The organism is Longimicrobium terrae (assembly GCF_014202995.1).
Classification (GTDB): domain Bacteria; phylum Gemmatimonadota; class Gemmatimonadetes; order Longimicrobiales; family Longimicrobiaceae; genus Longimicrobium; species Longimicrobium terrae.
The window spans coordinates 363,230-387,568 of the sequence record NZ_JACHIA010000003.1 but is presented as its reverse complement, the minus strand read 5'-3'; the positions used below and the strand labels follow the sequence as shown (position 1 = coordinate 387,568).

Here is a 24,339-nt window from a genome sequence, read left to right as displayed (position 1 = left end):
AAATACCGCGAGCCGCCACCGTGCGGACGGGTTTGAAACGGGCCGCCCCGGAACTCCGGAGCGGCCCGTTTTTCATCCCCCAAACCCGTGTCAATCCACGCGGAAGCGATCCGCCAGGCTGTTCATGTGAAAGGCCATGCCGGCCAGGTTCTGGCTCGCGTCGGACAGTTCTTCCATCGCCGCGCCCTGCTGCCGCGCGGCGGAGGCGGTCTGCTCCGTGCGCGCCCGCGTGTTGCCCGCGATGGCCTGCACGTCTCGCATGGCGGCCAGCAGTTCATCCATCACCCCCGCCTGCGCCTCCACCTCGCCGTGAATGCGCTCGATGGACTCCACCGCGCGGCGCAGCCCATCCACCATGGAGCCCAGCGCCACCTCGCCCTCGCGCGAGGCCTGGCCCACGCCGGCCAGGCGGCGGTCCGCCAGTTCCAGCTGTTCGCGCATGCGGCTGATGGCGTCGCGCGTTTCCACCACGGTGCCGTTCACCCGCTCCGCGGAGGTGCCGGATTCCGCCGCCAGCTTGCGCACCTCGTCGGCGACGACGGCAAAGCCGCGACCCTGCTCGCCGGCGCGCGCGGCCTCAATGGCGGCGTTCAGGGCCAGCAGGTTGGTCTGCTCGGCGATGGCGCGAATGGAGCCCACGAAGCCGCCGATGCGCTCGCCCGCGCCGTGCAGGGCGTCCATGGCGTTGGAAGCGCGCTGGTATCCCTCGCCCACCTCCACCAGCAGCGTGCCTGAGTGTGCGATGCGGCCCACGTGGGTGTGTGTTTCCGACGCCACACGGCGCGCGTCGTCCGCGGCGGTGGAGGCCTCCGCGCGCACCACCATGTTCTGCGCCGCCAGCCGCTGCAGCGCCTCGCCGCCGCGGTTCATCAGCGTCATTTCGCGCTCCACCTCGCCCGCGGCGTCGCTGGCGATGCTCCCCACCTGCACCGCGGACGCCTGCACCTCTTCCGACGTGGCGGACAGCTCCTCCGCCACCGCGGCCAGGGAGCGGGCCTGTGACTGCACTTCGCGGATCACCCCGCCCACGGAGGCGCCCACGCGGTTTACGGACTGCGCCAGAAAGTCCATCTGGTCGCGGTCGCCGGCGGCGATGTGCACGCGGAAGTCGCCTTCCTCCACCAGGGCCAGCGCCTCGCGTACCTGCCGCAGCCGCCGCGTGTAGTGGCTGGGCGCCAGCAGGGTGGCGGCCAGCACGCTCACCACCACGGCCGTTTCCAGCGCCAGCATCTGCCAGGGCAGTTCCATGGCCGGGTTGGCCCACAGCCCCACCAGCCGCGCCGCGGGATACAGCACGGCCGTCATGAGGGTGGATGCCCAGCTCGCCCGCGGAACGCCCAGCGCGGTGGAGGAAAAGAGCGCCACGTAGTACGGAATCATCAGCATTCCGAACGGCCCGTGCGCCGAGGTGAATCCAAAGAGGACCAGGTGGTCCACCACCAGGCTGGCCCAGAACTGCCACGGCGCCCAGCGGTTGCGCACCAGCGCCAGGTGAAAGACGCCGTTGACGATCGCGATGCCGCCGCCCAGCCCCGCGATGGCGTCGTAGCTGATGGTGAGCACGCCCGCCCAGCGCAGGTACGCCACCAGCGGCACCGCGCCCACGATCAGAATCCACCGTACCCACACCTCGTCGCGCGTCTTGGCGCGCAGGATGTGGATGTGCTCCTCCGCGAAGCGCTCGGCGCGCGCGGCGGGGGCCTCCGCGTGCATGGGCGGCGGTTCGGCCGGTGGCGTCTGCGGGGCGGGCGGAGTGACGGACTGCGGCGCGGAATGGTGCGGCGCGGAACGGCGGGGCGGGTCCGAAAGAAGGGTGCTCACGACGGATTCTGCGTCAGCGGGAAGCGGCGGAAACGCATGGACGGCCCCGGGTGATGTGGCTCACCGGGACGGCGGGTGCCGCGGCAGAACCGGGGCGCTACTGAGATGGAGATGGACGTGAGGCGACAAGATCGTTTGTTGATATGGTGGCGTCAAGCGTGTGCTACACGACTGCGCCGTTCAATCTGTGCACCTGTCCGGCATCCGCCGCGGCCGGCCGGAACGTCGCCGGCCGGCCGCGTGGTTTCCATCGATCCGGCGAGGGACAGCGCGCCGGGTCAGTAGGTCTGGACGGTCCACTCGCTGCCCGTCATGTAGCCGGGAAGCTGCGCGGGGTTGAAGACGCTCAGGCTGGTGATGGCGCCGCCGCGGGAGCGCGCGGGTCCGGACACGATGCGCAGGTGGCAGCCGCCCAGCACCAGGCCGCTGGCGGGCACGTCGTTGCTGATGAGTGTGCACGCGCCGATGGCGGTATAGATCCCTTCCGGCGTGTCGAAGCGGGCGTACATGTCCTGCGGCAGCCCCGGGGGAAAGGTGGGGTCGGTGATGCGGACGCACGCGGTCGCCTTGCCGATGCGGCGCACGGCGTCGTGTACTACGCGGCCGGACGAGATCGTGGTGACCTCGGACCACAGCGACGCGCCCAGGTACACGTTGGTCGTGAAAGGCGCCGCCGCGCACACGGAGCGGTCCGCGGGAAAGGCGGGGTCCTCCACCGAGCGGAAGCGCAGCACGAGGGGCTCGTTTTCGCCGCGGCGGCGGGTGCCCATCACCTCGTCGGCGTCGCTGGCGGAGGCGGCCACGTCGCGCGGGGTGCGGTCCACGCCGGAGGGGCCGTCGCTGCACGCGGCGGCGGACAGGAGGAGGAACGCGAGGGCTGCAAACGGACGGATGTTCATCGACGGAAATCCTCTGGGTGAGTGCGGGGGACTAGAGACGGATGAGCTGCGCGCCGTAGTGCACGTTAGCGCCGACGGCCGCGATCAGAACCAGGTCGCCGCTGCCCAGGCGCACGACGCCCTGCTCCAGGTCTTCGGCCAGCAGAATGAGCATGCCGGCCGCGGAGGTGTTGCCGTAGCGGTCCACATTGCACGCCACGCGCTCGGCGGGGAGGCCGGCCTGCTTTACGTAGTGGTACAGCAGCCGCTTGTTGGGCTGGTGGAAGTAGTAGCGCTGCACCTTGTCGCGAAGCTCCGGCCGCTCGGCCAGCACGCCGGCGATGCACGCGTTCATGTACGTGGGATACGAGCGCGCCACGAGCTGTCCGTCGATGACGAAGGCCGCGTCCGCCGGGTTCACCGCGCCGCTGACGCGGTTTTCCACCCCGCCCGCGCGGCGGATGACCAGCTGCAGGTAATCGTTCCCCGCCATGGACGAGACGATGCCCTGGCCGGGCTCGCCGTCACCGCGCAGGATGACCGCGCCCGCCCCGTCGCCGAACACGTAGGCGCCGAACGCCGCGGGAAGCCGCTTGCGGCCGGGGGAGGGCTCCACGTCGCCGGTCCACACGTCGCGGTCCACCAGCGCGGAGGTGAATGCGCTGCCGATGACCGCCGCGGTGTTGATGGCGCCGCTGCGGATCATCTTGTAGACCATGTCCATCACGTAGGGAGTCCCGCCGCAGCCGTCGTCGATGAGCAGTGCGTACGCGTCCGGGCGGCATCCCACGCGGCGGTGCACTTCCATGGCGTCGTAGCTGAAGTTGACGCGGTCCGGGGTGCAGGTCACCACGAACACGGCGTCCAGCTCGGCGGCGTCCATGCCGGCCATGTCCAGGGCGCGGCGCAGCGCCGCCTCGCACATGTCGGTGTTGCAGGCCGGCTGTCCGGCGTCGGCCGGGGCGGTGGTCACGCCGGTCTGCGGGTCCAGCTCCCACAGAAAGCGGCGCTCGCGGATCTGCGTCTTTTCCGAGATCCAGTCGGCGGACCAGCCGGGAATGGCCTGCGTGATGCTCGCGTTGTCGACGGCGTGAGGGGGCACGTATGCGCCCGCTCCGGCCACGCGCACGGAGCGCGTGCCGAAGGCGTTTGTCACCTGAATCATGAGATCTCCGGAAGGATGGCCGAGCGGGGCTGCGATGGTCCGCCGTGCACAACGTGTCGGCTAACATATCCGCACGCTTGGTGCCTTCCCGTTCCCCGGATCACCTGTTTTCCGGAGTGCTACAACGCTGCTCCCATCCGCCTTTGCCCATCGGTGGCGGATTGTGAGCATCCATGCGGGTTTGTGTCTGGAAGGGTACGCAGGCAACTGCAACGTGGAACCGTATCTCAGTCGCGGAATCAGTTGGACTGGGCAGGAAAAAAGGATCGGGAGCCGGAAATCTTTTCATCTCCCGAAATCCCGGTCTTGCAGATTGCGGTACGGGAAGGCGATATACGAGCGTGGTGCCGTCCAGCCCCGACGTGGTCGGATGAGCTGCCGGATCGTGTGTGCGCCGATAAGGGGTACGATTCCGCCTCTGCTCCGCGCGGGGACGTCGCTCCGGCGTGGAGGAACCGGCGTGAACGCAGAACGGGCCGCCCTGAGGGGGGCGGCCCGCTGCACGTCATCAACCGGATGCGGATCAGGCGAAGGAGGCGTCGATGGAGATCGGTGTGGCCTTGCGGGAGGCCTGCATCACCAGCGCGCCGCGCGGTTCCTCATCCCACACGCGGAAGCAGTCCCAGCCGAACTCGCGGGCGGCACGGGCCTGGTCGGGAAAGCCGAACCAGTCGCGCCACCCTTCCTGCTCCGCCCGCCACTTGCAGTCCCAGTGAAAGGCGACATGCGTTTCGTCCGAGGCGGTGCGAACCGTCATCTGCCCGCGAAAGTACTCGCAGCCGGAGGCGGCAGCCACTTCAATTGATTCCACGGGAACCTGCGGGTATTCTACCAGCGCCTTGTGCAGCGTCCGCTCTACCTTGACGGCGGGGCAGCCGTAGCCGAACCGGATTCGCTCGCTGGACCGGCCGTCGCGAAGAAACTGAAGCATCGCGTCGCGAAACGCGGGCGTGACAGCGGAGCGGTCGAGCAGTTCGGCAGTGGTCATGGGCAGTTCCGGAGAGAGGGCGGCGCAGTGGACCGCAAAGTATAACGCACTGTGACGATCTCGCCAAGTCGTTCCCCCACGCGGAGTTGCATGTCCGTTTCCAAAGCTTCCCCGGGCCGGGTTCCATCGTGACGGCTACGAGTGATACAGAGACGTTTCCGGACCTCCACCCGCCGCGCGACGTGGTGTGGATCGCGCGGCGGCTGATTGACGCGGGATTCGACACGTGGACGGTGGGCGGCGCCGTGCGCGACGCCCTCACCGGCGGGCACCCCAAGGACTGGGATCTGGCGACCGCCGCGCGCCCGGCGGAGATGCGGCGCCTGTTCAAGCGTACCGTTCCCGTCGGAATTGAGCATGGGACGGTCGGTGTTCTGGGGCGTGACGGGGTGATGTACGAGGTGACGACGTTCCGCCGCGACGTGGAGACGGACGGGCGGCACGCGCGCGTCATCTTTGCCGATCATGTGGATGAGGATCTGCAGCGGCGCGACTTCACCATCAACGCGGTCGCCTGGCACCCGGTGACGCACGAAGTACGCGACCCGCACGGCGGCGTTCCCGATCTGCGCGCGCGCGTGCTGCGCACGGTGGGCGACCCCGCGGAGCGCTTTCGCGAAGACCGGCTGCGCGTGCTGCGGGCGCTGCGGTTCGCCGGGCGCTTCGCCATGCGGATCGATGAGGGGACGTGGGATGCGGCGCGGGCGGCGGCGCCGGAGCTGACGCACCTGTCCGCGGAACGGGTGCGCGAGGAGCTGCTGAAGGTGCTGCGGCAGGTGGACCCGCCGTCCATCGCGCTGCGGATGTACCGCGACTCGGGCGTGCTCGCGGTGCTGCTTCCGGAGCTGCAGGCGTGCGCCGGCGTGCCGAACGGGGCGGGTGAGGAGGATGTGTGGACGCACACGCTGCGCGTGGTGGACGCTATCTCTCCCGCGCGCGCGGGGCTGCGGATGGCCGCGCTGCTGCACGACGCGGGCAAGGCGCGCACGCGCACGGAACGGGACGGCCGCGTCACCTTTCCCGACCACGCCGCCGCGGGCGCCGCCACGGCGGATGCGGTGATGCGCCGGCTGAAGTTCAGCAACGCGGAGATCGACACCGCCGTCCACCTGGTCGCGCAGCACGAGGCCGCGCCCCCGGCAGACGCGCCCGATCCCGTGCTGCGGCGCTGGCTGCGGCGCATCGGCCCACGCTACCTGAACGACGTGTTCCGCCTGCGCATCGCGGATCTGCGCGCGTACGGCGCGGATGCGGACGCGCGGCGCGAACTGGTCGCCCTGTGGCGCCGCGCGCGGCGGGAGGTGGCGCGTGGAACGCCGCTGGAGATCGGCGACCTGGCCATCGGCGGGACGGAACTGCGGCAGCTGGGTCTGCCACCGGGCCGCCTGTACGGCGAGATCCTGCGCGACCTGCTGGAGCGGGTGACGGACGATCCGGCGCTGAATGAGCGCGAGACGCTGATGGGGATGGTGGCGCGGCGAGTGTCGTGATAGGTGCGGGCGTCAGGGCGGCCCCCACCCGGGCTCGTACTACTCGCCCACCCTCCCCCGGATAGAGCGAATAAATCCGCCGCTCGAACAGCGGGAACCCCCGACACCGGCCGCTGGCGCGTCCGGTTCGGGGCTTCAACTGCATTGCGTGCGGCCGGCCTTCGCGCACCCGGTCCGCGGAGGCGGACATCGTGTGTTTCGAGGCGCGGTTTCAACCGCCGGACGGATGCAGGCGAACCGTACCGCCGCCCGCCCTCGCACTGAGGTCTCCCTTTCTCCCGCGGAGCGGGGGAGAGGGCCGGGGAGAGGGGGCCTCTCCGCATGTACAGCATTGTCGGGAACGAGTTGAGTTGATCTTTCTCCCCTCTCCGTGCGGCAGTTTGACGGGGAGGGGCCGGGGGAGGGGCCTCCCGCGGCGGCGCACAGAACACCGTCTGCAATCCACAACTAAATCTCCCTCCCCGGCACCTGCCCGGGGAGGGAGATTCGCTTTATCCAACCCTCAACCGATCTCGATCAGTGATGATGAGCGCCCGCGGCGGGGGCGGGCGTGACGGGCTGGGCCGTCTGCGGCACAGCGGCGGTCTGCGCGGCGGGGGCCGCGACCGTCTGGCGCACGCGGGCTTCCACCCACCGCGCCAGCCCCGGGTGCGGCAGCAGCGCGTCCCCACGGTAGATCATCGGCAGGCCGGCCAGGTCGCGCGGCAGCTTTTCGCGGCTCACCGAGCCCGTGCTGATCAGCACCGGCACGACGACCACCGGCTGCCCCGTCGCCATGTGCTGAAGTTCGATTGTCTCGCGGATGGCGCGCACCGCCTCCGCGCGCACCTCGGCGGGAGCGTCGTCGCGCACGAGGCCGATCTTTACGTCGCGAAAGCCCGTCGCGGCGCGCACGCTGTCGGCGATGGGGCGCAGGTTGCGCATCCAATCGGCGTGGTCCTCGGCGCTGTTGGGCCCGTGCCCCACGATGAACAGCGCCTGCCGCCGCGGCGCCGTGGCGATGGCCAGCGCACGCTCCGCCAGCACCCGCGCCACCTCCGGCGAATCGTCGATCGCCCGGCTCATGCGAATGGGCACGCGCACCGTCGCCCGCTCGATGCCGGACATGTGCAGATGGTGCTGCATCTCGTCATCCAGCGTGTCCGTCTGCGCGGCCAGCCAGCGGATCTGCTGATAATGGCCGCTGTGGCTGGAAACGAGCATCGGCACGACGACGATGCTCTTCGCCCCCCCTTGCTCCAGCTTGCGCGCCGCGTCCTGAAAGCGATGCGTGGCGGCGCCGGGGCCCATCAGAAAGCTGACCTCCACCGGTCCGCCCGTGTTCACCAGCCCGGCGATGGTCTGCACTTGCGCGTCCCACGCGGGGCCTCCGCCGTGCGCGATCAGCAGCGTGCCCACCGGCCCGTCCTGCGCGGCGAGCGCGGGGGCGAGGCAAAGCAGCGCGGCGACCAGGGTCCCGCCAATCCGTCGTGACATCACGTCAAATCTCCATGGTGAATGAAGCCCGGAAGCACTCCGGGCCGATGCAGTTCGTTATCGAACAAGGCTTTCCGACGTCCGCCAGCCGATGCCGGCGTAGACATGGCGGCCCGTGTAGCCGGGCCAGTCCGCCGGGCCCGCGCCGGTCAGGTTGCGCACGCCGAGCGAAAACTCCAGCCCGCGCGGCAGCTTCTGCGCGATCCGCGCGTCCAGCCGCGGAAAGCCTTCGCGCATGCTCACGACGCCGGCCGAGTCGCGCTGCACCGGCGTGCGTCCCGTGTAGACCGCCGTCACTCCCGCGCGCGGGCCGAAGCGCGTGGTGTAGTCCAGCGACAGGCGGCCGGAGTGCGCGGGCCGGCCCAGCAGTTCCGCGCCGGTGGCCTCGTCGCGCGTGGCCAGGTAGCCGTAGCCGATCTCCGTGCGCAGCCGTCCGCGCGTGGCGCCGGCCTCCAACTCCGCGCCGCGGGTGAATCCGTCCGCCACGTTATCGTACGTGTAGACGGTGATCCCGCTGGAATCCCCCGCCAGTGCGGTCTCGATGAAGTTGCTGAAGCGGTTGTAGAACACCTGCCCGCGCAGGTACGCCGGCCCCGTCGCCCACTCCGCGCCGAACGTGGCGTTGGACGAGGTTTCCGGGCGCAGGTCCGGGTTGCCCTGCACCGTGTATCCGGTGCCCGCGCCCAGGTTCAGGAAGTTCATGTAGAGCTCCTTGAACGCCGGGGCGCGGAATCCCCGTCCTACCGATCCGCGCAGCGCCAGCGAGGGGATGGGGCGCACCATGGCGGCCAGCCGCGGCGTAAAGTGCGTGCCCCACTGCTCGCTCCACGTCATCCGCGCGCCGGGGACGAGTTGCCACGCGCCGAACGCGAACGTCGTCTGGGCGAACGGCTCCACCGAGTGCATCGCGCGGTTCCTTCCCACCACGCGGTCGCTGTCGATTTCCTCGCGGCGCGCTTCCACGCCGGCATCCAGCGCGCTGGCGCCCCACGTGCGGCCGAAGAGGAGCTCGCCCTCCATCATCCGCTGCGATTCGGTGTCTCCCGAGCCTTCCACGGGGGACGCGCCGGTCGCCGCGCGGGCCAGGTGCTGGAACTCGCTGATGTACAGGGCGGGCGCCACGCGATTGCCGCCGCGCGTCCACTCCGCGCCGGCGCGCGCGCTCCACTGGCGGTTGTCCGCGAACTGGTACAGCGGTCCGCCGCGCCACCGCTGCCGTTCATCCAGGACGATGGCGGACGTTTCCATCCGCAGCGTGCTGTCCGCCGCCCACTCCAGGCGCAGCATTCCATCCAGCCGCTCCGCCAGCGCGTCCTGCGTTTCCGAGCGGCCGGGCGTCAGCTCGGTGGACCGGCGGCCCAGGTCGGCCACGTACTTCACCCGCCCCAGCGTGCCGCGCGCGGAGCCGTTGACGTCCGCGCGGCCCTGCGTGCCCGCCGTCACCTCCACGCCCGCGTCCCACCGGCCGGGCGCCGCGCGGCGGGTGATGACGTTCACCACGCCCCCCATCGCCTCCGATCCGTACAGCGCGGACTGCGGCCCCTTCACCACTTCCACGCGTTCGACCATGGACGCGGGAATGCGCGACAGGTCGATCTGCCCGCTGATCCGTCCGACCATCGGCTGGCCGTCCATCAGGATCAGCACGCGCTCGGAGCTCAGCCCCTGCAGCATCACGCCTTCGCCCGCGGGGTGGCCGCCTTCCAGCTGGATGCCCAGGCGGCTCGTGAGCACGGCGGACAGGTCCGACACGCCCGCCTGCTCGATGTCCGCGCGGGTGATGACTTCCGTGGTGACCGGGACGTCTGCCAGCCGCTGAAGGCGGCGGCTGGCGGTGACCACCACGGTGTTGAGCGGAAGCGCGCCCGCGCTCAGCGCCAGCGTGAGCGGCGCGGCGGCGGGGACGTCCATCGCGGCCGTGCGCTCCACGAACCCCATGCGGCGCACGCGGACGACGTAGCGGCCGGCGGGCACCCCGGCAATGGACCAGCGGCCTTCCGCGTCCGTGGTGGCCGTCAGGCGGACGGGGCCGTCGGCCTGCACGGCGGCGCCCGGCAGCGGGGCGTCGGAGCCCGCTTCGGTCACCCGTCCGTCCAGCCGGTGCGCGGTCTGCGCGGCCAGCCCGCCCGCCGTGAGCGCGGCAGCCACCCAGGCGGCGGCCAGCGCCCGCACGATGCGCGATGGGGGAGTGATCATCCGGCCAGCTTGGCGTAGCGGAAGGAGATGCGGCGCGTTTCGCCCGCGGGGCCGTAGTAGCCGGTCACCTGGAGCTTGTAGACCTCGTTGCCGCGGCGGATGAGATAGACGTCGTGGGTGGGCCACACCTGATGGTCGGCGCCGGTGAGGTTGTACTTGTACCACTTGCTGGTGTCGAACACGGTGGCGCTCCACGCGGAGGCGGCGGCCGGGATCTGCGCGGCGGTCACGGCGTCGAAGTCGGCGGCCTCGCCGGCCGGCGTCATGGCGCGGATCTGGTCGTTGGTGGCGCCCGCGTTCTGGCAGATGCAGTAGCCGGTCATGCCGCCGGGGCCCGCGGTGCCGCCGTTGAGCATGAGCCCGGTGGCCTTGAACGCCAGGTCCCACGCGGTGGAGGTGGCCGGGTCGGCGGCGGTGACCACGGCAGCGGGGGTGCCCAGGTCCACGAGCGCCCAGTTGGTGGCGTGCGAGGCATCCACCGTCATGCTGGCGCCGGGATCCACGGCGGGCTCGGTGGGGCCGTTGTCACTGCACGCGCCCATCAGGACCAGGGTGGCGGCGGAGAAAAGAGACCAGCAGCGCAGGCCGGATCGCGTCACGAGAGTACTCCATTGTTTCTGAGTTTGAGAATCATTCTCAACAACTCTGGAGAAAGTAGGATCGTATGTTGAGGGTGTCAAGCATGGTTGATGATGAAATTCTGATACGCCTGTTGCTGGCGGGAATTCTGGATCTGGCGCGCGGGAGATTGGCTGATTGGTGAGGGGAAGCGCTGGATTCGCGTGTCCGCGGGACCTGTGTGGCGCGGATGGATCGGGATCGCGGGAGGATGGCGGGCGTGATATGATGGAAGAGCGGGGCGCGCCGCTGGAATTCCGGTCTCAATCGATGATTTCGCGGCGCGGTCCGCCTCCAGGAGCGAATGAATTCGCCGCTGGAGCAGCACGAAGTCCACCTGCGTGGACTGTGGCCGCGGGTCCCGCGCGGGTCAGCGAAGTGCCGTGGCGGGGCGGAGATGGTACGGCGAAGAATCGCGGATTTCCCGTGATGTGTGCGGGGCGGGGCGGGGATGTGCGTTTGGGGCGGATGTGGTGTGCGCGATGATTCGTCGCGGGCGGGGTTTTCGGGATGACATCAGGGGAATGATCGATGGAGCAGCAGCCGGAAGCGTGGATGCGGGGGCCGGTGCCGGGTGTAGAGCCGCTGTTGATGCCGGCGGCGCACGCCCTGATCGGCGCGGCGGAGGACGTGCGGCGTGCTGCGGAGGGGCTGTCGGCGGAGATGCTGTGGGCCAGGCCGGGCGGCGCGGCGTCGGTGGGATTCCACATCGCGCACGCGGCGGGGAGCCTGGACCGCCTGCTGGCGTACGCCCGCGGCGAGGCGCTTTCGCCGGAGCAGTTCGCCTATCTGGCGGCGGAGCAGGAGCCGGGCAACCCGCCGCTGGACGCGGCCACGCTGCTGGCGCGCTTCGATGCGCAGGTGGAGCGCGCGCTGGCCCAGATCCGCGCCACGCCGGTGGACAGCCTGCTGGAGCCACGCGGCATCGGGCGCAGGCAGCTTCCCAGCAACGTGCTCGGCCTGCTGTTTCACGCCGCGGAGCACACGCAGCGCCACACCGGCCAAGCCGTCACCACCGCCCGCATCGTCCGCGGCCTCGCCGCCGATTGATTCGGCTGTGCCCGTCGGATTGCGTGAGGGTGGGACGTTCGCCAAGCGGTTGTGGCGGGCCGGGTTCGAGACCTGGCGAGGTCAGCGACACCAAGCCCCCCACGCGCGGATCTTCGCTTCCCGCACCGATCTCTCCGCACGTGCCCAACCCTCCCCCAGTCTTTTTTGGGGGAGGGTGGGCCGGTGGTGCCGGCCCGGGTGGGGGCCGCCGTGGAGCCCGCCCGTCGCACGGAACCAGACGCAGAAGAGCCCCGCGCCGGGATGGCGCGGGGCTCTTTCCGTTCAAGGCGGAACGCCCTGGCTGCATGCGGGATTCGAACCGGTCAGCTGTCGATCTGCTCGTCTTCGCCCAGCACGCGGAAGAGCGCGCTGACGACCGCCGGGTGAAAGCGCGTGCCCGCCCCGTTGCGCAGGAACGGCTCCCAGTATTCGCGCGGCATGGCGCCGCGGTACGAGCGCTCCGACGTCATGGCGTCCCACGCGTCCACCACGCGCAGCACCGCGATCAGCAGGTGTTCCGGCGCGGTGGGCGGCACCTGCGCGCACAGCTCCTCGTGGTTGGTGCCCTGGTGCTCAATCAGCGGCGCCAGCGGCTGCAGCGACGGCACCCCGCGCACGATCTCGGCGCCGACGCTGGCGTGCGCGCGAATGGTCTGCAGCTCCTCGGGGTTCAGCGGCTCGGTCTTCTGCAGCAGCTCGATGGGCACCGAGATCTTGCCGATTTCGTGCAGCTGCGCGGCCGATTCCAGCAGGCGCCGCTTCTCGTCGGACAGCTTGAGGACGATGGCCATCTTGTCGCACATGTCCGCCACGCGTTGGCAGTGGCCGTACATGTACCGGTCGCGCGCGGCGATGGTGAGCGCCAGCGCCTGGATCATCTCGGCGCGCGCGTCACTCACTTCGCGCCGCAGCCGGTCCATGGAGCGCCACGTCTCAGACCGCAGCGCGCTGATCTCGCGCTCCACGCGGCTGACCGCTTCGTCGATCTGCACCCGCACCGTCTCCGCGTCAAAAGGCCTCTGCATCACCGAAAAGCGGTCGTCGCCCAGCATGCCGCGGCCGCTGAACGGCGCGCCCGGCTCGGTGACCACGATGTGGCAGCCGGCGCGGTTCAGGTCGCGAAAGCGGCGCATGTAGCCGATTTCCTCAAACGACCGCTCGCAGCCCAGGTCGGTGATCATCACGTCCGGAACCAGGCCTTCCTCCAGCACCTGCATGGCCTGCCCGCCGTCCGGCACCACGCTCGCCAGGTGCTTGGCGTTGCGGATGATGGGGGCCAGCTCGTCCACGACTTCGGGGCGGTCGCTGACGACGAGGATGCGTCCGGTGAACATCATGATCGGGTCTGGTGAAGGTGCCGGAAGGGCGGTCGGGTCCAATGAAGGGGCTGCGTGCGGGACAGCGGCGCGCGTGCGGTGCGCGGGGCCGTCCTGCCGCGGCGGATCAGAGCAGCAGGCCGGCGTACGCGGCGGCGACGCAGGTCATGGTCGCGGTAAGGGCCTGCAGCGCGGTGCGGACGGCGGCGGTCTTCTGGTGCTTGCTCATCGGGGTGTCTCCTGCGTTGCGTTGGCTTCCGTGCGGCGGCACATCGCCGCGGGTCACGGCGCCTCCTAAGGCGAACGGCGTACCCGATTCGCGTTCTCCTGTAAGTGGTTGCTGTGAAGCGGTTTGCGGGGTCGGAGCAGTTTCGGGGGATGACCGGAAGTTGTGCGGATTCCGTACACGCCGATCCGGGGAAGCGCCGGAATCCCGCATGGATGCTGGGAAAATCGCGATTCTGTCGGATTTTCGTACAGCACGGCCGCGTCCGGAAACGCGACACCGGGAGATGGCGAGGCGCGGGGGCGGCCCCCACCCGGGCTCGTACTACTCGCCCACCCTCCGCCTCCCGAGAGCGAATAAATCCGCCGCTCCAAAAGCGGAAAGCCCCGACACGGCGCCCACAGGCGCCGTTCGGGGCTTCAACTGCATCGCGGCCGGAAGTACGGCGTGAATTCTCCCCTCTCCGTGCGGCAGTTTGCACGGGGAGGGGCCGGGGGAGGGGCCTCATGGCGTCGGACGCGCCGAACCATCCGGAACGCACGCTCCTGGGGTGTGCTCCCTCTCCCACATCCGTTCGTGGGAGAGGGTCGTCGTGCGCAGCACGCGGGGTGAGGGCTCCCAGCCGGCGGGCGGCCGGTGCCGCGCCGAACCGCCTCAGATCATCCACCCGACCAGAGCATCAACCGGGCGCCGACATCTGATCATCCGATTCCGCGCACGCGTTCCGCGCGGTTCATCCGATCAGGTCGATGGCCCAGAGGCTTTCCTCGCCGGTGATGAACAGGCGCCGTCCATCCACCCCGCCGAACGCGCAGTTGGAGCAGGTGTGCGGCGTGGGAATCCTGCCGAGCGGCTCGCCCGCCGCCGAAAACACCTGCACCGAATCGCCGGAGCTGGACCAGATCCATCCCCGCGCATCCACGCAGAAGCCGTCGGGGACGCCCGGCTCCACCACCCGAAAGATGCGCTTGCGGCTCAGCGTGCCGTCCGCGCCCACGTCGAACGCGTAGATCTCGTGCGTGTGGCCGCCGCTTCCGTCCGCGGTGTCGGACACGTACAGCGTGCCGCCGTCCGGCGAAAAGGCCAGCCCGTTCGGCTGCTCCAGGTCGGCCATGCGGGTCAGCGTCTCGGTACGCCGGTCGTAGCGGTACACGCTCCGGTGCGGCAGCTCCGGCTCGGCCGGGCAGCCCTGCGCGGGATTGCGGATGCCGAACGTGGGATCGGTGAACCAGATCGCCCCGTCGCGCGCCACCACCAGGTCGTTGGGCGAGTTCAGGCGGCGTCCCTCGTAATGCGCGGCCATGATCACCGGCGGCCCCGTACCCGGCCACCAGCTGATGGCGCGGCGGCCGTGCTCGCAGTGCAGCAGCGTGCCGTCGTGGTCCACCGCGTTTCCGTTGATGAAGGGCGTGGCGTCGATCAGCACGTTCACGCAGCCGTCGGGGTGCCACGCCATTACGCGGCGCCCTTCGATGTCGCTCCACACCAGCACGTTGCGCGCGGGCCACCACACGGGGCCCTCGCAGAACACGGCGCGATCGTACAGCGAAAGGAGCCGCGCGTCCGGCGAAAGCACCGCGCGCAGCCGGTCGTCCAGCAGCACGGGGCCGGCAAGGTCATTCACGAGGGTCGGCGCGCCAGGAGGGCGCAGCCGGCACAGACTGGTCATTCTGAAAGCGTTCCGCGGGTGAAATCAGGGCGGGCGCCGTTCCGCAAATCCCGCCATCCGCCGGGAACAGGGGTTCCGGATGCCCGCGGCGCTGATACTGCCGCGTCGCTCTCTGCGGCCAGCCCCATCGGCCCGCGCTCCTCCGAAATGAATGGGGGAGGGTGGGGCAAGGCGGATGATTCGGTGCGGGAGGCGCAGTGCAGGCGTGGGAGCGAACTCCGTTGAGCGCATGAATCCGCCGCTCAAACAGCGCCAAGCCCCGAACCGGACGCTGTCGCGTCCGGTTCGCGGCTTCAACTACGTTTGGAGTGTGCAAGATTCTGGTGTGTGCTCCCTCTCCCACATCCGTTCGTGGGAGAGGGTCGTCGTGCGCAGCACGCGGGGTGAGGGCCACAGCCCGCGGCCGCGAGCCGAACCCGCCTCCGCGCCGAACGGCTCCCCCTCTCCCGCGGAGCGGGTGGAGGGGGTTGGGGGGAGGGGGCCCTCTCCGCACGCGCCTCCTCCATCAGCGACGCGGTGAGTTGCCGTTCTCCCCTCTCCGCGTTTCTGCTTCGGCCGGCAGTCTGCACGGGGAGGGGCCGGGGAAGGGGCCTCGCCGCCCGCCGCGGGACAGAACCGCCCCTCCCGCATGCGCCCCCCGCCTCCGCCGAAAACCGCCGCCCACGACAAAGGGCGCGCCCCGTTCCGGAGCGCGCCCCCCTGTCACCACAGCGGAACCGTGCGGGTGCCGCGAAATGCTCGGTCCGCCGCAGAACGCGGCGGCTACGGCGCCGTGTCGCCCTGCAGAACCTTCTCCACCGCGCTGGCCAGCTGGTCCGGCGTAAAGGGCTTGGGAAGGAACGCCGCGCGCGCCGCCACCCCGAACCGCACCTCCGACGCGTCCGGACGCCCCGACACGCATAGAAGCGGCGTTCCCGGACGGATTTCCGCCAGATGGTACGACGCCTGGTTCCCCGTCATCCCCGGCATCATGATGTCCATGATGACCAGATCGATGGGCCCGTCGAACTCCGACGCCACGTCCAGCGCCTCCGGCCCGCTGGCGGCTTCCACCACCAGATAGCCGCGCCGCTCCAGGGTACGGCGGGTCACCCGCCGCACCCCGTCGTCGTCATCCACCACAAGGATGGTGCCCAGCGTCCCCGCCCGGGGATCGTTCGTCGCGTGCTCCACGAGCCTTGTTGTTCGCTTGTTCCCGGTCAGCATCACACAAGCATGCTGATTTGTTTGCGTTTGCGCCAGAGAGGCGATGCCACCCGCGTGCCGCCGCTCCCGCGGTTCCCGGCCGGAAAACGCTGGTGAACACTGGTGCCGGGGCTGGTTCCACACCGCGAAGTCCGCTTCCGGACGGCGCCCTCCGCGGGCCGGACGAGGCCGGCGGGCGTACGGATCACGCCGTCGCGCGGTGGACCGGGGAGGTGGGACGAGGAGGTGCTACGGTGTCACGGCGGGCTCCGGAGCGCGCCGCGGGGTTCCGCGAGCCGTGCCGCAAGCGGAGGCATGCAGATTGTACGTGCAGTCATGTAGCAGCTAGATTGGCCGATCTCTCCGGAGTGCGAATCGGAGGTGGACGGGCCGGTGCACGCACGTCGGGAGACACATGCAGAATGAGCACGGGGCGGGACCGGACGGCGCGGAGGCGCGCGAGCGCCTGCTGGCCGGCGCGGCGCGGGCGTTCGTCTGGGAGGGTGAGGTGGCGGACGGCGTGCTGCGCGTCACGCGCGCGGGCCCCGGCGTGGAAGCCGTGCTGGGGCGCGACGCCGGGGCGTGGACCGCGGAGGCGGGGCTGGATCCGCACGCCGCGCCCGCCCTGGCCCGGGCGCGCCTGCGTGCCGCCGTGGAAGGCGCCGGGTACGCCATTCAGTACACCGCCCGCCACGCGGACGGCCGCCTGGTGCGCCTGCGCGAAACGGGCGAGCCCGCCGGCCCCGGCCGCATGCGCGCCGCCGTCCAGCACGCGCCCGACGACGCGGCGCTGCAGGAGGCCCGCCGCGAACTGATGGACCAGGCACCCGAGGGCATCGTGGTCATGGCCGGCGGCCGGGTGAGCGAGTTCAACGCCCGGGCCGCGGACATCTTTGGCGGCGACCTGCGCGGCCTTGCCCTGGCCGACCTGCTGGACGCGGACGAACTGGCCGCGCGCCCGTTTTCGCTGGACGAGCTTCCGCGGGGCGAAACGCTGCTGGGCGAACGCACCATCCGCAGGGTGGACGGCGGCACGGCGGAGGTGGAGATCAGCGCCCGCGTGCGCCCCGACGGGACGATCCAGGCCATTGTCCGCGACGTGACCCGCCGCCGCGCCGCCGAGCGCGACGCGGACGAATCCCGCATGCGGCTGCTGTCGCTGTTTGAGCTGGATCCGCTTCCCGCCTACGTCTTTCGCGTGGAGCCGGGCGGGATGGTGCTGGAGGCCGTCAACCAGGCGGCCCGCCTTCCCGACGGCGGCGCCTCCATGCTGGGCGAAACGGCCGAAGCCATCTTCGCCGACGCCCCGCAGATCCCGGCCGCCATCCGCCAGTGCGCCGCCACCGGCGAACCCATGCGGCGGGAAACGGAATACCGCTTCGGCGGCACCGGCCCGCGCGCCCGCGTCGTCATCACCCTGGGCTTCGTGCCGCCCGGGCGCGTGGTGGCACGCCTGCAGGACGTGACGGAGCAGCGCGCGCTGGAGCAGTCCATCCGCAGCCGCGACCTCACCTTTCAGGCCATCAGCGACGCCGTCTATCTGGCCGACCGCGAGGGGCGCATCGCCGACTGGAACCCCGCCGCCGAAAGCCTGTTCGGCCGCTCGCGCAGCGAAATGCTGGGGCGCATGGTGGCCGAGGTGCACGGCGCCGAGGTGATGGACCGCGTGACCGGGCCGTTGCTGGAGGCGCTGAGCACGTCGGACCGGTGGCAGGGCGAAATGCCGTACACCCGGCCGGATGGCACGGCGGGGCTGGCCGATGCCACGGTGGTGGCGCTGCGCGACGACGAGGGCGCGCTGGTGGGGATGATCGCCGCCGAGCGCGACGTCACCGAGCGCCGCCGCGCGGAGGATGCCCTGCGGGAAAGCGAGGCCCGCTTCCGCGCCATGTTCCAGAACAGCGCCATCGGCATCTGCGTCACCTCGCCCGACATGCGGGTGATGGAGTGCAACCCCGCCATGGCCGCCATGCTGGGGCGCGACCGCGACGGGCTGCGCGGCACCAGCTTCGCCGAGTTCACGCACCCCGCCGACCGCGCCGAGAACGTGCAGCGGCTGAACGCCGTCAAACGGGGCGAGGCGGACCACTACACGCTGGAAAAACGCTACCTGCGGCCGGACGGGTCCGTGGTGTGGGCCCGGCTCACCGCCTCCGCCGTGCGTGACGCGGCGAGCACGCTGCAATATCTGATCGTAATGGTGGAAGACGTGACGGAGGCACACGACGCACTGCGGGCCGTGCGCGAAGGGGAGGCCCGCTTCCGCGACATCGCCAGCAACGTCCGCGACATCTTCTGGATCGCCTCGGCCACGGGCGAAATGCTGTACGTGAGCCCCGCCGTGCAGCGCATCCTGGGACTGCCCGCGGCCGAGATGATCGCCGACCCCGCGCGCATCATCACCCTGATCCACCCCGAAGACCGGCGCAAGGTGGGCCGGCCCATCGAAGAACGGCTGGTGGGCGAAACCACGCGCGAGTACCGCATCGTCCGCGGGGACGGGCAGATGCGGTGGATCCGCGACCGCTCGTTTCCCGCCCGCGGCGCGGACGGGGTGCTGCGGCTGGTGGGGATCGCGGAGGACATCACCGAGCGCCGCGAGGCCGAGTCGGCGCTGCGCAACAGCGAGCAGTACCTGCGCGCGCTCATCCAGCACTCCACCGACATCTTCACCGTCCTGGAAGAAGACTTCACCATCCGCGACACCAGCCCCTCGGTGGCGCCGCAGATGGGGTGGGACCCGCTGCGGGTCACGGGGGTGGACGCGCTCAGCCTGCTGCACCCGGACGACGTGGAGCCCATGCGCGAGCTGCTGCGCGTGTGCGCGGGCGACCCCGGGCTGCCCTGCGCGGCGGAGTACCGCATCCGCAACCGCGAAGGCAAGTGGCAGGTGCACGAGGCCGTCATCACCAGCCTGCTGGAACATCCCGCGGTGCTGGGCATCGTCGTCACCTCGCGCGACGTCACCGACCGGCGGCGGCAGGAGGAGGAAGCGCTGCGGATGGCGGAAATCGTTCGTACCACGAGCGACGCCATCGTTTCCAAGTCGCTGGACGGCACGGTGCTGAGCTGGAACCCCGCGGCTGAACGGATGCTGGGATGGTCCGAGGCGGAGATGGTGGGCGCCAGCATTCTGCGCGTGGTGCCCCCGGAACGGCACGAGGAAGAGGTGGCCATCCTCGCCCGCGCCGCGCAGGGCGAGCTGGTGAACCACTATGAGACGGACCGCATCTGCAAGGACGGCCGGGTGCTGCGCGTGTCGCTTACGGTATCGCCATTTCCCGACGCGGAAGGACGGATTACCGGCATCTCCACGGTGGCGCGCGACATCACCGGGCAGCGGCGGCTGGAGGAGCAGCTTCGCGCGGCGCAGAAGATGGAGGCGGTGGGGCGGCTGGCCGGCGGGGTGGCGCACGACTTCAACAACCTGCTCACGGCCATCCGCGGCAACGCGGCGCTGCTGCTGGCGGACCTGCCGGAAGGCGACATCCTGCGCGAGGACGTGGCCGAGATCGACCGGGCCGCGGTGCGCGCGGCGGAACTGACGCGGCAGCTGCTGGCCTTTTCGCGCCGGCAGGTGCTGCAGCCGCGGGTGCTGGACCCCAACGCCGCCGTGCGCGACATGCAGCGCATGCTCACCCGCCTCATCGAGGCGGACGTGGATCTGGTAGTGGCGCTGGCGCCGCGCGTGCCCAGCGTGCGCGCGGACCCGGGGCAGATGGAGCAGGTGATCGTGAACCTGGTGGTGAACGCGCGCGACGCCACGCCGCAGGGCGGGCAGATCACCGTGGCCACGGGCGAGCAGATCGTGGACATGTCCAAGCACCACGTGCCGCCGTACGTGGCGCCGGGACGGTACGTGCGGCTGTCGGTGAGCGACACGGGATCGGGGATCGACCCGCAGGTGATGGAGCACCTGTTTGAACCGTTCTTCACCACCAAGCCGGCGGGCAAGGGAACGGGGCTGGGGCTTTCCACCGTGTACGGCATCATCAAACAGAGCGAGGGCTACGTCTGGGCGGAGAGCGATCCCGGCGAGGGAAGCCGGTTCGTTGTGCTGCTGCCCAGCGTGGACGAGCCCGCCCCGCAGGAAAGCGCCGTGATCTCGTCCGCGCCGCGGGAAATGACGGGCTCGCGCGGCACGGTGCTGATCGTGGAGGACGAGGACGCGGTGCGCACGCTGGCCCGCCGGGCGCTGGAGCGGGCCGGAATGCGGGTGCTGGAGGCGCGCTCCGCCGCGGCGGCGCTGGAGGTGGCCGCCCGCGAGCCGGTGCTGGACCTGCTGCTGACGGACGTGGTGATGCCGGGCGGGAGCGGGTCGCTGGTGGCGCGGCAGCTGGGGGACCGCTACCCGGGGCTGCGGGTGCTGTTCATGTCCGGGTACCCGGGCGAGGCAATCGAGGAACTGGGGCTGGGCCGCGACGCGGACCTCATCCCCAAGCCGTTTTCGCCGTCGGAACTGGCGGAGCGCGTGGCGGAGGTGCTGGGGCGGGCCGTGGGCGAGGCGCGGGTCTGACCCGTTCCGGCGCGGATCCAGGCGGGACGACGTACATCGAAAGCCCCGAACGGCGTGCAGGCAGCACTGTTCGGGGCTTCGCGTATAGGAGTGGCGGGATCTGATTGTGGCGATGATCGCGTCGGCGTCATCCGTCGGCCGTTCCGGATCGGCCGGGGACCGTCCGCCATCATCCGATCAGCGCCCAGCCGATCAGGTAGACCAGCGTCGGTGGATCAACCGCGGTGCATCAGGGCCAGGCATCAGCGCGGCGGATCGGACCCGGTAGATCGGCGTCGGTCGGTCAGCGTCTGTCGACCACCGCTGGCCGATAATGTGGATCAGCATCGTAGATCAACATCCGTCGATCAACATCCGTCGATCAACATCCGTCGATCAACATCCGTCGACCAGCGCCTGTGGATCGTCTCTCGGTGGATCGCGGCCATCCGATTCGCGTCATCGGCGGGCAGGAGACGATGATGGCGACGCGTGACTTTACCCCGCGGCGGGGACCATCACCACGGCCTCGCCATCCAGCACCGTTTCGCCGTCCTGGTTGGTGGCGGTGGTGGCCAGCCGCACGCGCCGCCTGCGTTCCATCACCTCCACCACTTCCACGCGCGCCGTCACCGTGTCGCCGATGCGCACCGGCCGCACGAACCTGAGCGACTGCGTCAGGTAGATGGTGCCCGGCCCGGGAAGCCGCATGGCGAGCACGGCCGAGACCAGCCCCGCCGTCAGCATACCGTGCGCGACGCGCCCGCCGAACGGGCCCGCCGCGGCCGCCACCGCGTCCATGTGCGCGGGGTTCATGTCGCCCGTCACCCCGGCGAACAGCACCACGTCCGTTTCCGTCACCGTGCGGCTCATCTGCGCCGTCTCGCCCACGCGGGGCAGCGGGTTCTGCGTCGGTTCCTGTGTGCTCACGTCGGCTCGCGTCTCCAGGTGTCGTGCTGTTCAGCCCCCTCTGGTCTCACGCGGAGGTCGCGGGAGAGAGTGAGAACGAGCATGGTTGCGTCCCCCACCCACGCAGCAGGCTGAATGCCAACCTCCAGTTCATCTGAACGGCGCGTGAGGAACCACATCGGGCGCAAGTTCGTACCCAGGTAGACCCGCACGTCAGACCCGCCGGTACGTGTTCAACGCGATGTGCACGGTTGGGATGGAAACCACCCGATGGGCCGACCTCTTTACGCCAACCCGTGTGGCTCGTATTCTGGGCTCAGGATGAGAGGGAATCCCGCGCGGTCGAGCAGCGTGCTCACTCTTGCCTTGCCGCTGGATTCCGCTCGTGCGATGGCGCATGCCAGGCGCTGAATCAAAAGCACGAGAAAGTTGATGGTCCGCCTCGGACTTGGAAACAGAGGAAGAATCATGCGCTTGGAACGGCTGATCCTCGTTACGCTGGGACTCGGGCTCCTGGTAGCGTGCACAGACGGACTCACGGGACCCGAAGCGGCACCAGCGGTTGACGCGTCGCACTCAGCAGGCGAGAGGGCGCTCGGCGGCAGGTCACCTGGCGAAACGGAGTACGGGTGTACTTTTGAAATCAGGAATCCGGCTGGCGGGTACCGAACGCGGCGGGCTCATATCCACCTTCCCGCTCCCGAACTGCACCCGCTGGGAATGCTTCGGGAGTACCGGTATCGCGCATTCGCGGGAGAGGAACTGGTGATCTCGGCTCGATGCATGATTCCTGCGACCGAGCGTGCCGGCAAACGGGTGGACCGGCTGTTCAATGTCTTTCGGGAGCATCAGCAGAAGCCCGACGACGCAATCAGGTCAATGTCGAATGAGTGCTGTCCAACCGTCGAAGTGACCACGTGCCAGTACGGAGGTTCGTACTACGATGGCGATTGCGAGGGGGCGACAACTCCGGAGGAGGACTACTCTGCGTGCTACTACTTCGGTGAGTGCGGCGGGAGTGGAGGTTGGCACTGGCAACCGGGTAATCCAGCCAATCCCACGTGCGACCCCGCCACAGGGTGCGACCCGATGGCCGATTGTATTGCGAAAGGGCATCCAGAGTGCCTGCAGCCGCTGACCGGGGCTGATTCCGCGGCGCTGGTCTCGGCCCTTGGCATGGTGCGGACGCAGTTCAGCGACTCAACCGCCGCCCGCGCGTGTGCCGAGATGACGGCTTCCTTCCGTTCCGCCATGTCCGCCGGCGCAGTGTTCCGGGGCAGGTTTGACAGCGGCTCGACGAGTGACGGTGAACCACCGCACTACGGGTCATACTATAACCGAAAGCTCCACTTCGATCCGTCTGCTCTCGACGCCGCAGCCATGGGGGACATTACCGCGCTCCGCGAATTGGTAAACACCGCCCTTCACGAGGGGTCCCACTATACGGGTGCAGAACACCCGGCGGGGTACACGCTCGATGCTCAGCTTTATTCGGACCCCCCGTTCAACCAGCTGAATCCAGGCCCCAACTCGTGCGTTCCAAGATGAGATCCACCCCCATGTGGCTGGTCGTACTCGCTGCGACGCTCATCGCGCAAAGCATTCAAGCCCAACCATGGGAAAGCTGGCGTACCAGTGCCATCCATGGGGCGATGAACTACCGGGCCTCGGTACTCGGGGACACGATCTCCAAGTTCGACCGCTGCAGGGTGGATGGCCAGATCACGGATACCGCGTTCGTGTCGCCAGCAAGCGCGAGCCTTCGCAGACTGATGCTGGGGCCTTGCATGGGGGAGGTAGCGGCCGGCCATCCCATGGTGCGCGTCGACTCGGTCAGAGGGGACCTGACCGGGGCGATGGTCTACGCCACCGTGGTCCGGGGTGGATGGCAGCACCAGGAAACGTTCGTTCTCGTGCCACTCCGGGCCACGCTGCCCATCATGTCGGTGGAAGAGGTCCTCATGTCCGCGGGCGTGGAGTTCCGGTACGTACGGCAAACGCCGCCACAACCTCCACTGCACTGAAGCCGCAGGCCGCTCCAGCACGACCGGCGAATTTGATGGGTGGAAGCAGCGCCTCCGTTCAACCCGGTCCGTTGACCAGATGCAGGGAAGTGCATACCTTTTCACCTCTGTCGCCCCCGTAGCTCAGGTGGATAGAGCGACGGTTTCCTAAACCGCAGGCCGCGCGTTCGAGTCGCGCCGGGGGCACTGAAAAAGACCGCTGCATGGCGCAATTCGCCGTGCAGCGGTCGTTTTTATCCACCCCGCCGTCCCCCGCGGGAGGAGAGTCCTCCCCCCCCCCCGGCCGCCTACTCGCAGAGGTACGTGTCGGCGCAGCAGGTGCTGTCCATGAACGAACACATCTCCGGGTTGCAGCTTCCCACGCAGGTTTCCGGTTCGTTGGTTCTGCACAGGCATCGCTGCGGCATGCTGTAGGATTCTCCATTGCAGTACGTCCTGATGTCTTCCGTATAGAAGCCCTGGCCACGCACCGTGCCGCGCTCTCCCTCCGCATCCGGGGCGGTGGCGAACGACTCGACGGTCAGGTTGTCCAGATTCAGGCGGATCTTGGTCATGATGCGTCTCCGTTGTTCAGGGATGCCGGCGTGGCGGAGGCGCCGCGCCGAGGGGCCGCCGGTTCAGGCGTACCCGCAGGCCGGGTCCACGAAGGTGTCGGTGGCCGGGACGCCGCACTGGTAGCCCATGCACGACGGAACCGTGTTGCCGGTGTTGTAGCAGATCCAGCAGTACGAGTCCGGCCCGCCGCGGCCGGTATCCGCCGGCTGCTCCTTGAGATCGCTCGCGGGTGCTACTGCAAACGACTGTACATCCAGAGCGCTGATGTCGAGACGCAT

Annotated in this window: 18 protein-coding genes and 1 tRNA gene; 5 read left to right on the top strand and 14 right to left on the bottom strand. The window is 69.8% G+C overall.

Going from position 1 to position 24,339, the window contains the following annotated elements:
• Positions 1-90 precede the first annotated feature (90 nt).
• From HNQ61_RS29525 to HNQ61_RS07765, 4 genes are all read right to left on the bottom strand, one after another.
• The gene (locus HNQ61_RS29525; protein WP_170039588.1) at positions 91-1,821 is read right to left on the bottom strand and encodes a methyl-accepting chemotaxis protein; all 1,731 of its coding nucleotides are present in this window, start codon (positions 1,819-1,821) and stop codon (positions 91-93) included.
• Positions 1,822-2,099: 278 nt separating this feature from the next.
• Positions 2,100-2,720: a hypothetical protein gene (locus HNQ61_RS07775; RefSeq protein WP_170039586.1), complete on the bottom strand. Its 621-nt coding sequence runs from the start codon at positions 2,718-2,720 to the stop codon at positions 2,100-2,102.
• A 31-nt stretch (positions 2,721-2,751) separates the two neighbouring features.
• Entirely contained in the window at positions 2,752-3,864 is a 1,113-nt protein-coding gene (locus tag HNQ61_RS07770) for a 3-oxoacyl-ACP synthase III family protein (protein WP_170039583.1), read from the bottom strand.
• A gap of 523 nt (positions 3,865-4,387) precedes the next feature.
• On the bottom strand, positions 4,388-4,852 hold the full coding sequence (locus HNQ61_RS07765; RefSeq protein WP_170039580.1) for a hypothetical protein: 465 nt from the start codon (positions 4,850-4,852) through the stop codon (positions 4,388-4,390).
• Positions 4,853-4,980: 128 nt separating this feature from the next.
• Between HNQ61_RS07765 and HNQ61_RS07760 the strand changes: the two genes are divergently transcribed.
• Positions 4,981-6,342 carry a tRNA nucleotidyltransferase/poly(A) polymerase-related protein gene (locus HNQ61_RS07760; RefSeq protein ID WP_170039577.1) on the top strand — a complete coding sequence of 454 codons (1,362 nt, stop codon included), beginning with the start codon at positions 4,981-4,983 and terminating at the stop codon, positions 6,340-6,342.
• 516 nt (positions 6,343-6,858) lie between these two features.
• Here the strand turns inward: HNQ61_RS07760 and HNQ61_RS07755 are convergent.
• From HNQ61_RS07755 to HNQ61_RS07740, 4 genes are all read right to left on the bottom strand, one after another.
• Positions 6,859-7,818: a sirohydrochlorin chelatase gene (locus tag HNQ61_RS07755; protein WP_170039575.1), complete on the bottom strand. Its 960-nt coding sequence runs from the start codon at positions 7,816-7,818 to the stop codon at positions 6,859-6,861.
• A 57-nt stretch (positions 7,819-7,875) separates the two neighbouring features.
• On the bottom strand, positions 7,876-10,014 hold the full coding sequence (locus HNQ61_RS07750; protein WP_170039572.1) for a TonB-dependent receptor: 2,139 nt from the start codon (positions 10,012-10,014) through the stop codon (positions 7,876-7,878).
• Entirely contained in the window at positions 10,011-10,613 is a 603-nt protein-coding gene (locus HNQ61_RS07745; protein ID WP_170039569.1) for an HmuY family protein, read from the bottom strand. Before HNQ61_RS07745 ends, HNQ61_RS07750 begins: the two co-directional genes overlap by 4 nt.
• Positions 10,614-10,690: 77 nt before the next feature.
• Positions 10,691-10,969, bottom strand: a complete 279-nt coding sequence (locus HNQ61_RS07740) for a hypothetical protein (RefSeq protein ID WP_170039566.1) — start codon at positions 10,967-10,969, stop codon at positions 10,691-10,693.
• Between the two features lie 194 nt (positions 10,970-11,163).
• Here HNQ61_RS07740 and HNQ61_RS07735 point away from each other — a divergent pair, with 194 nt between their 5' ends.
• Positions 11,164-11,682, top strand: coding sequence for a DinB family protein (locus HNQ61_RS07735; RefSeq protein WP_170039563.1), 519 nt, complete (start codon positions 11,164-11,166; stop codon positions 11,680-11,682).
• Between the two features lie 323 nt (positions 11,683-12,005).
• Here the strand turns inward: HNQ61_RS07735 and HNQ61_RS07730 are convergent, their stop codons facing one another.
• The 3 genes from HNQ61_RS07730 to HNQ61_RS07720 form a co-directional block, all read right to left on the bottom strand.
• Positions 12,006-13,019 (bottom strand): HD-GYP domain-containing protein, encoded by a 1,014-nt coding sequence (locus HNQ61_RS07730; RefSeq protein ID WP_170039560.1) that lies wholly within the window; start codon positions 13,017-13,019, stop codon positions 12,006-12,008.
• A 938-nt stretch (positions 13,020-13,957) separates the two neighbouring features.
• Positions 13,958-14,893, bottom strand: coding sequence for an SMP-30/gluconolactonase/LRE family protein (locus HNQ61_RS07725; protein WP_170039557.1), 936 nt, complete (start codon positions 14,891-14,893; stop codon positions 13,958-13,960).
• Positions 14,894-15,655: 762 nt separating this feature from the next.
• Positions 15,656-16,066, bottom strand: coding sequence for a response regulator (locus HNQ61_RS07720; protein ID WP_183685573.1), 411 nt, complete (start codon positions 16,064-16,066; stop codon positions 15,656-15,658).
• A gap of 427 nt (positions 16,067-16,493) precedes the next feature.
• Between HNQ61_RS07720 and HNQ61_RS07715 the strand changes: the two genes are divergently transcribed.
• A complete protein-coding gene (locus HNQ61_RS07715; protein WP_170039553.1) occupies positions 16,494-20,594 on the top strand; it encodes a PAS domain S-box protein in 4,101 nt (1,366 codons plus the stop codon).
• A 477-nt stretch (positions 20,595-21,071) separates the two neighbouring features.
• On the opposite strand, the gene HNQ61_RS07710 is transcribed toward HNQ61_RS07715, so the two are convergent.
• Complete coding sequence (locus tag HNQ61_RS07710) at positions 21,072-21,446, bottom strand: MaoC family dehydratase (RefSeq protein WP_170040490.1); 375 nt, start codon at positions 21,444-21,446, stop codon at positions 21,072-21,074.
• 1,595 nt (positions 21,447-23,041) lie between these two features.
• On the opposite strand from HNQ61_RS07710, the gene HNQ61_RS07705 reads away from it, so the two are divergent.
• Both HNQ61_RS07705 and HNQ61_RS07700 read left to right on the top strand, forming a co-directional pair.
• Positions 23,042-23,506, top strand: a complete 465-nt coding sequence (locus HNQ61_RS07705; RefSeq protein ID WP_170039551.1) for a hypothetical protein — start codon at positions 23,042-23,044, stop codon at positions 23,504-23,506.
• A 112-nt stretch (positions 23,507-23,618) separates the two neighbouring features.
• Positions 23,619-23,692, top strand: a tRNA-Arg gene (locus HNQ61_RS07700).
• Between the two features lie 101 nt (positions 23,693-23,793).
• Here HNQ61_RS07700 and HNQ61_RS07695 read toward each other — a convergent pair.
• Positions 23,794-24,060 carry a pinensin family lanthipeptide gene (locus HNQ61_RS07695; protein ID WP_170039549.1) on the bottom strand — a complete coding sequence of 89 codons (267 nt, stop codon included), beginning with the start codon at positions 24,058-24,060 and terminating at the stop codon, positions 23,794-23,796.
• A 63-nt stretch (positions 24,061-24,123) separates the two neighbouring features.
• Entirely contained in the window at positions 24,124-24,339 is a 216-nt protein-coding gene (locus HNQ61_RS07690) for a hypothetical protein (RefSeq protein ID WP_170039547.1), read from the bottom strand.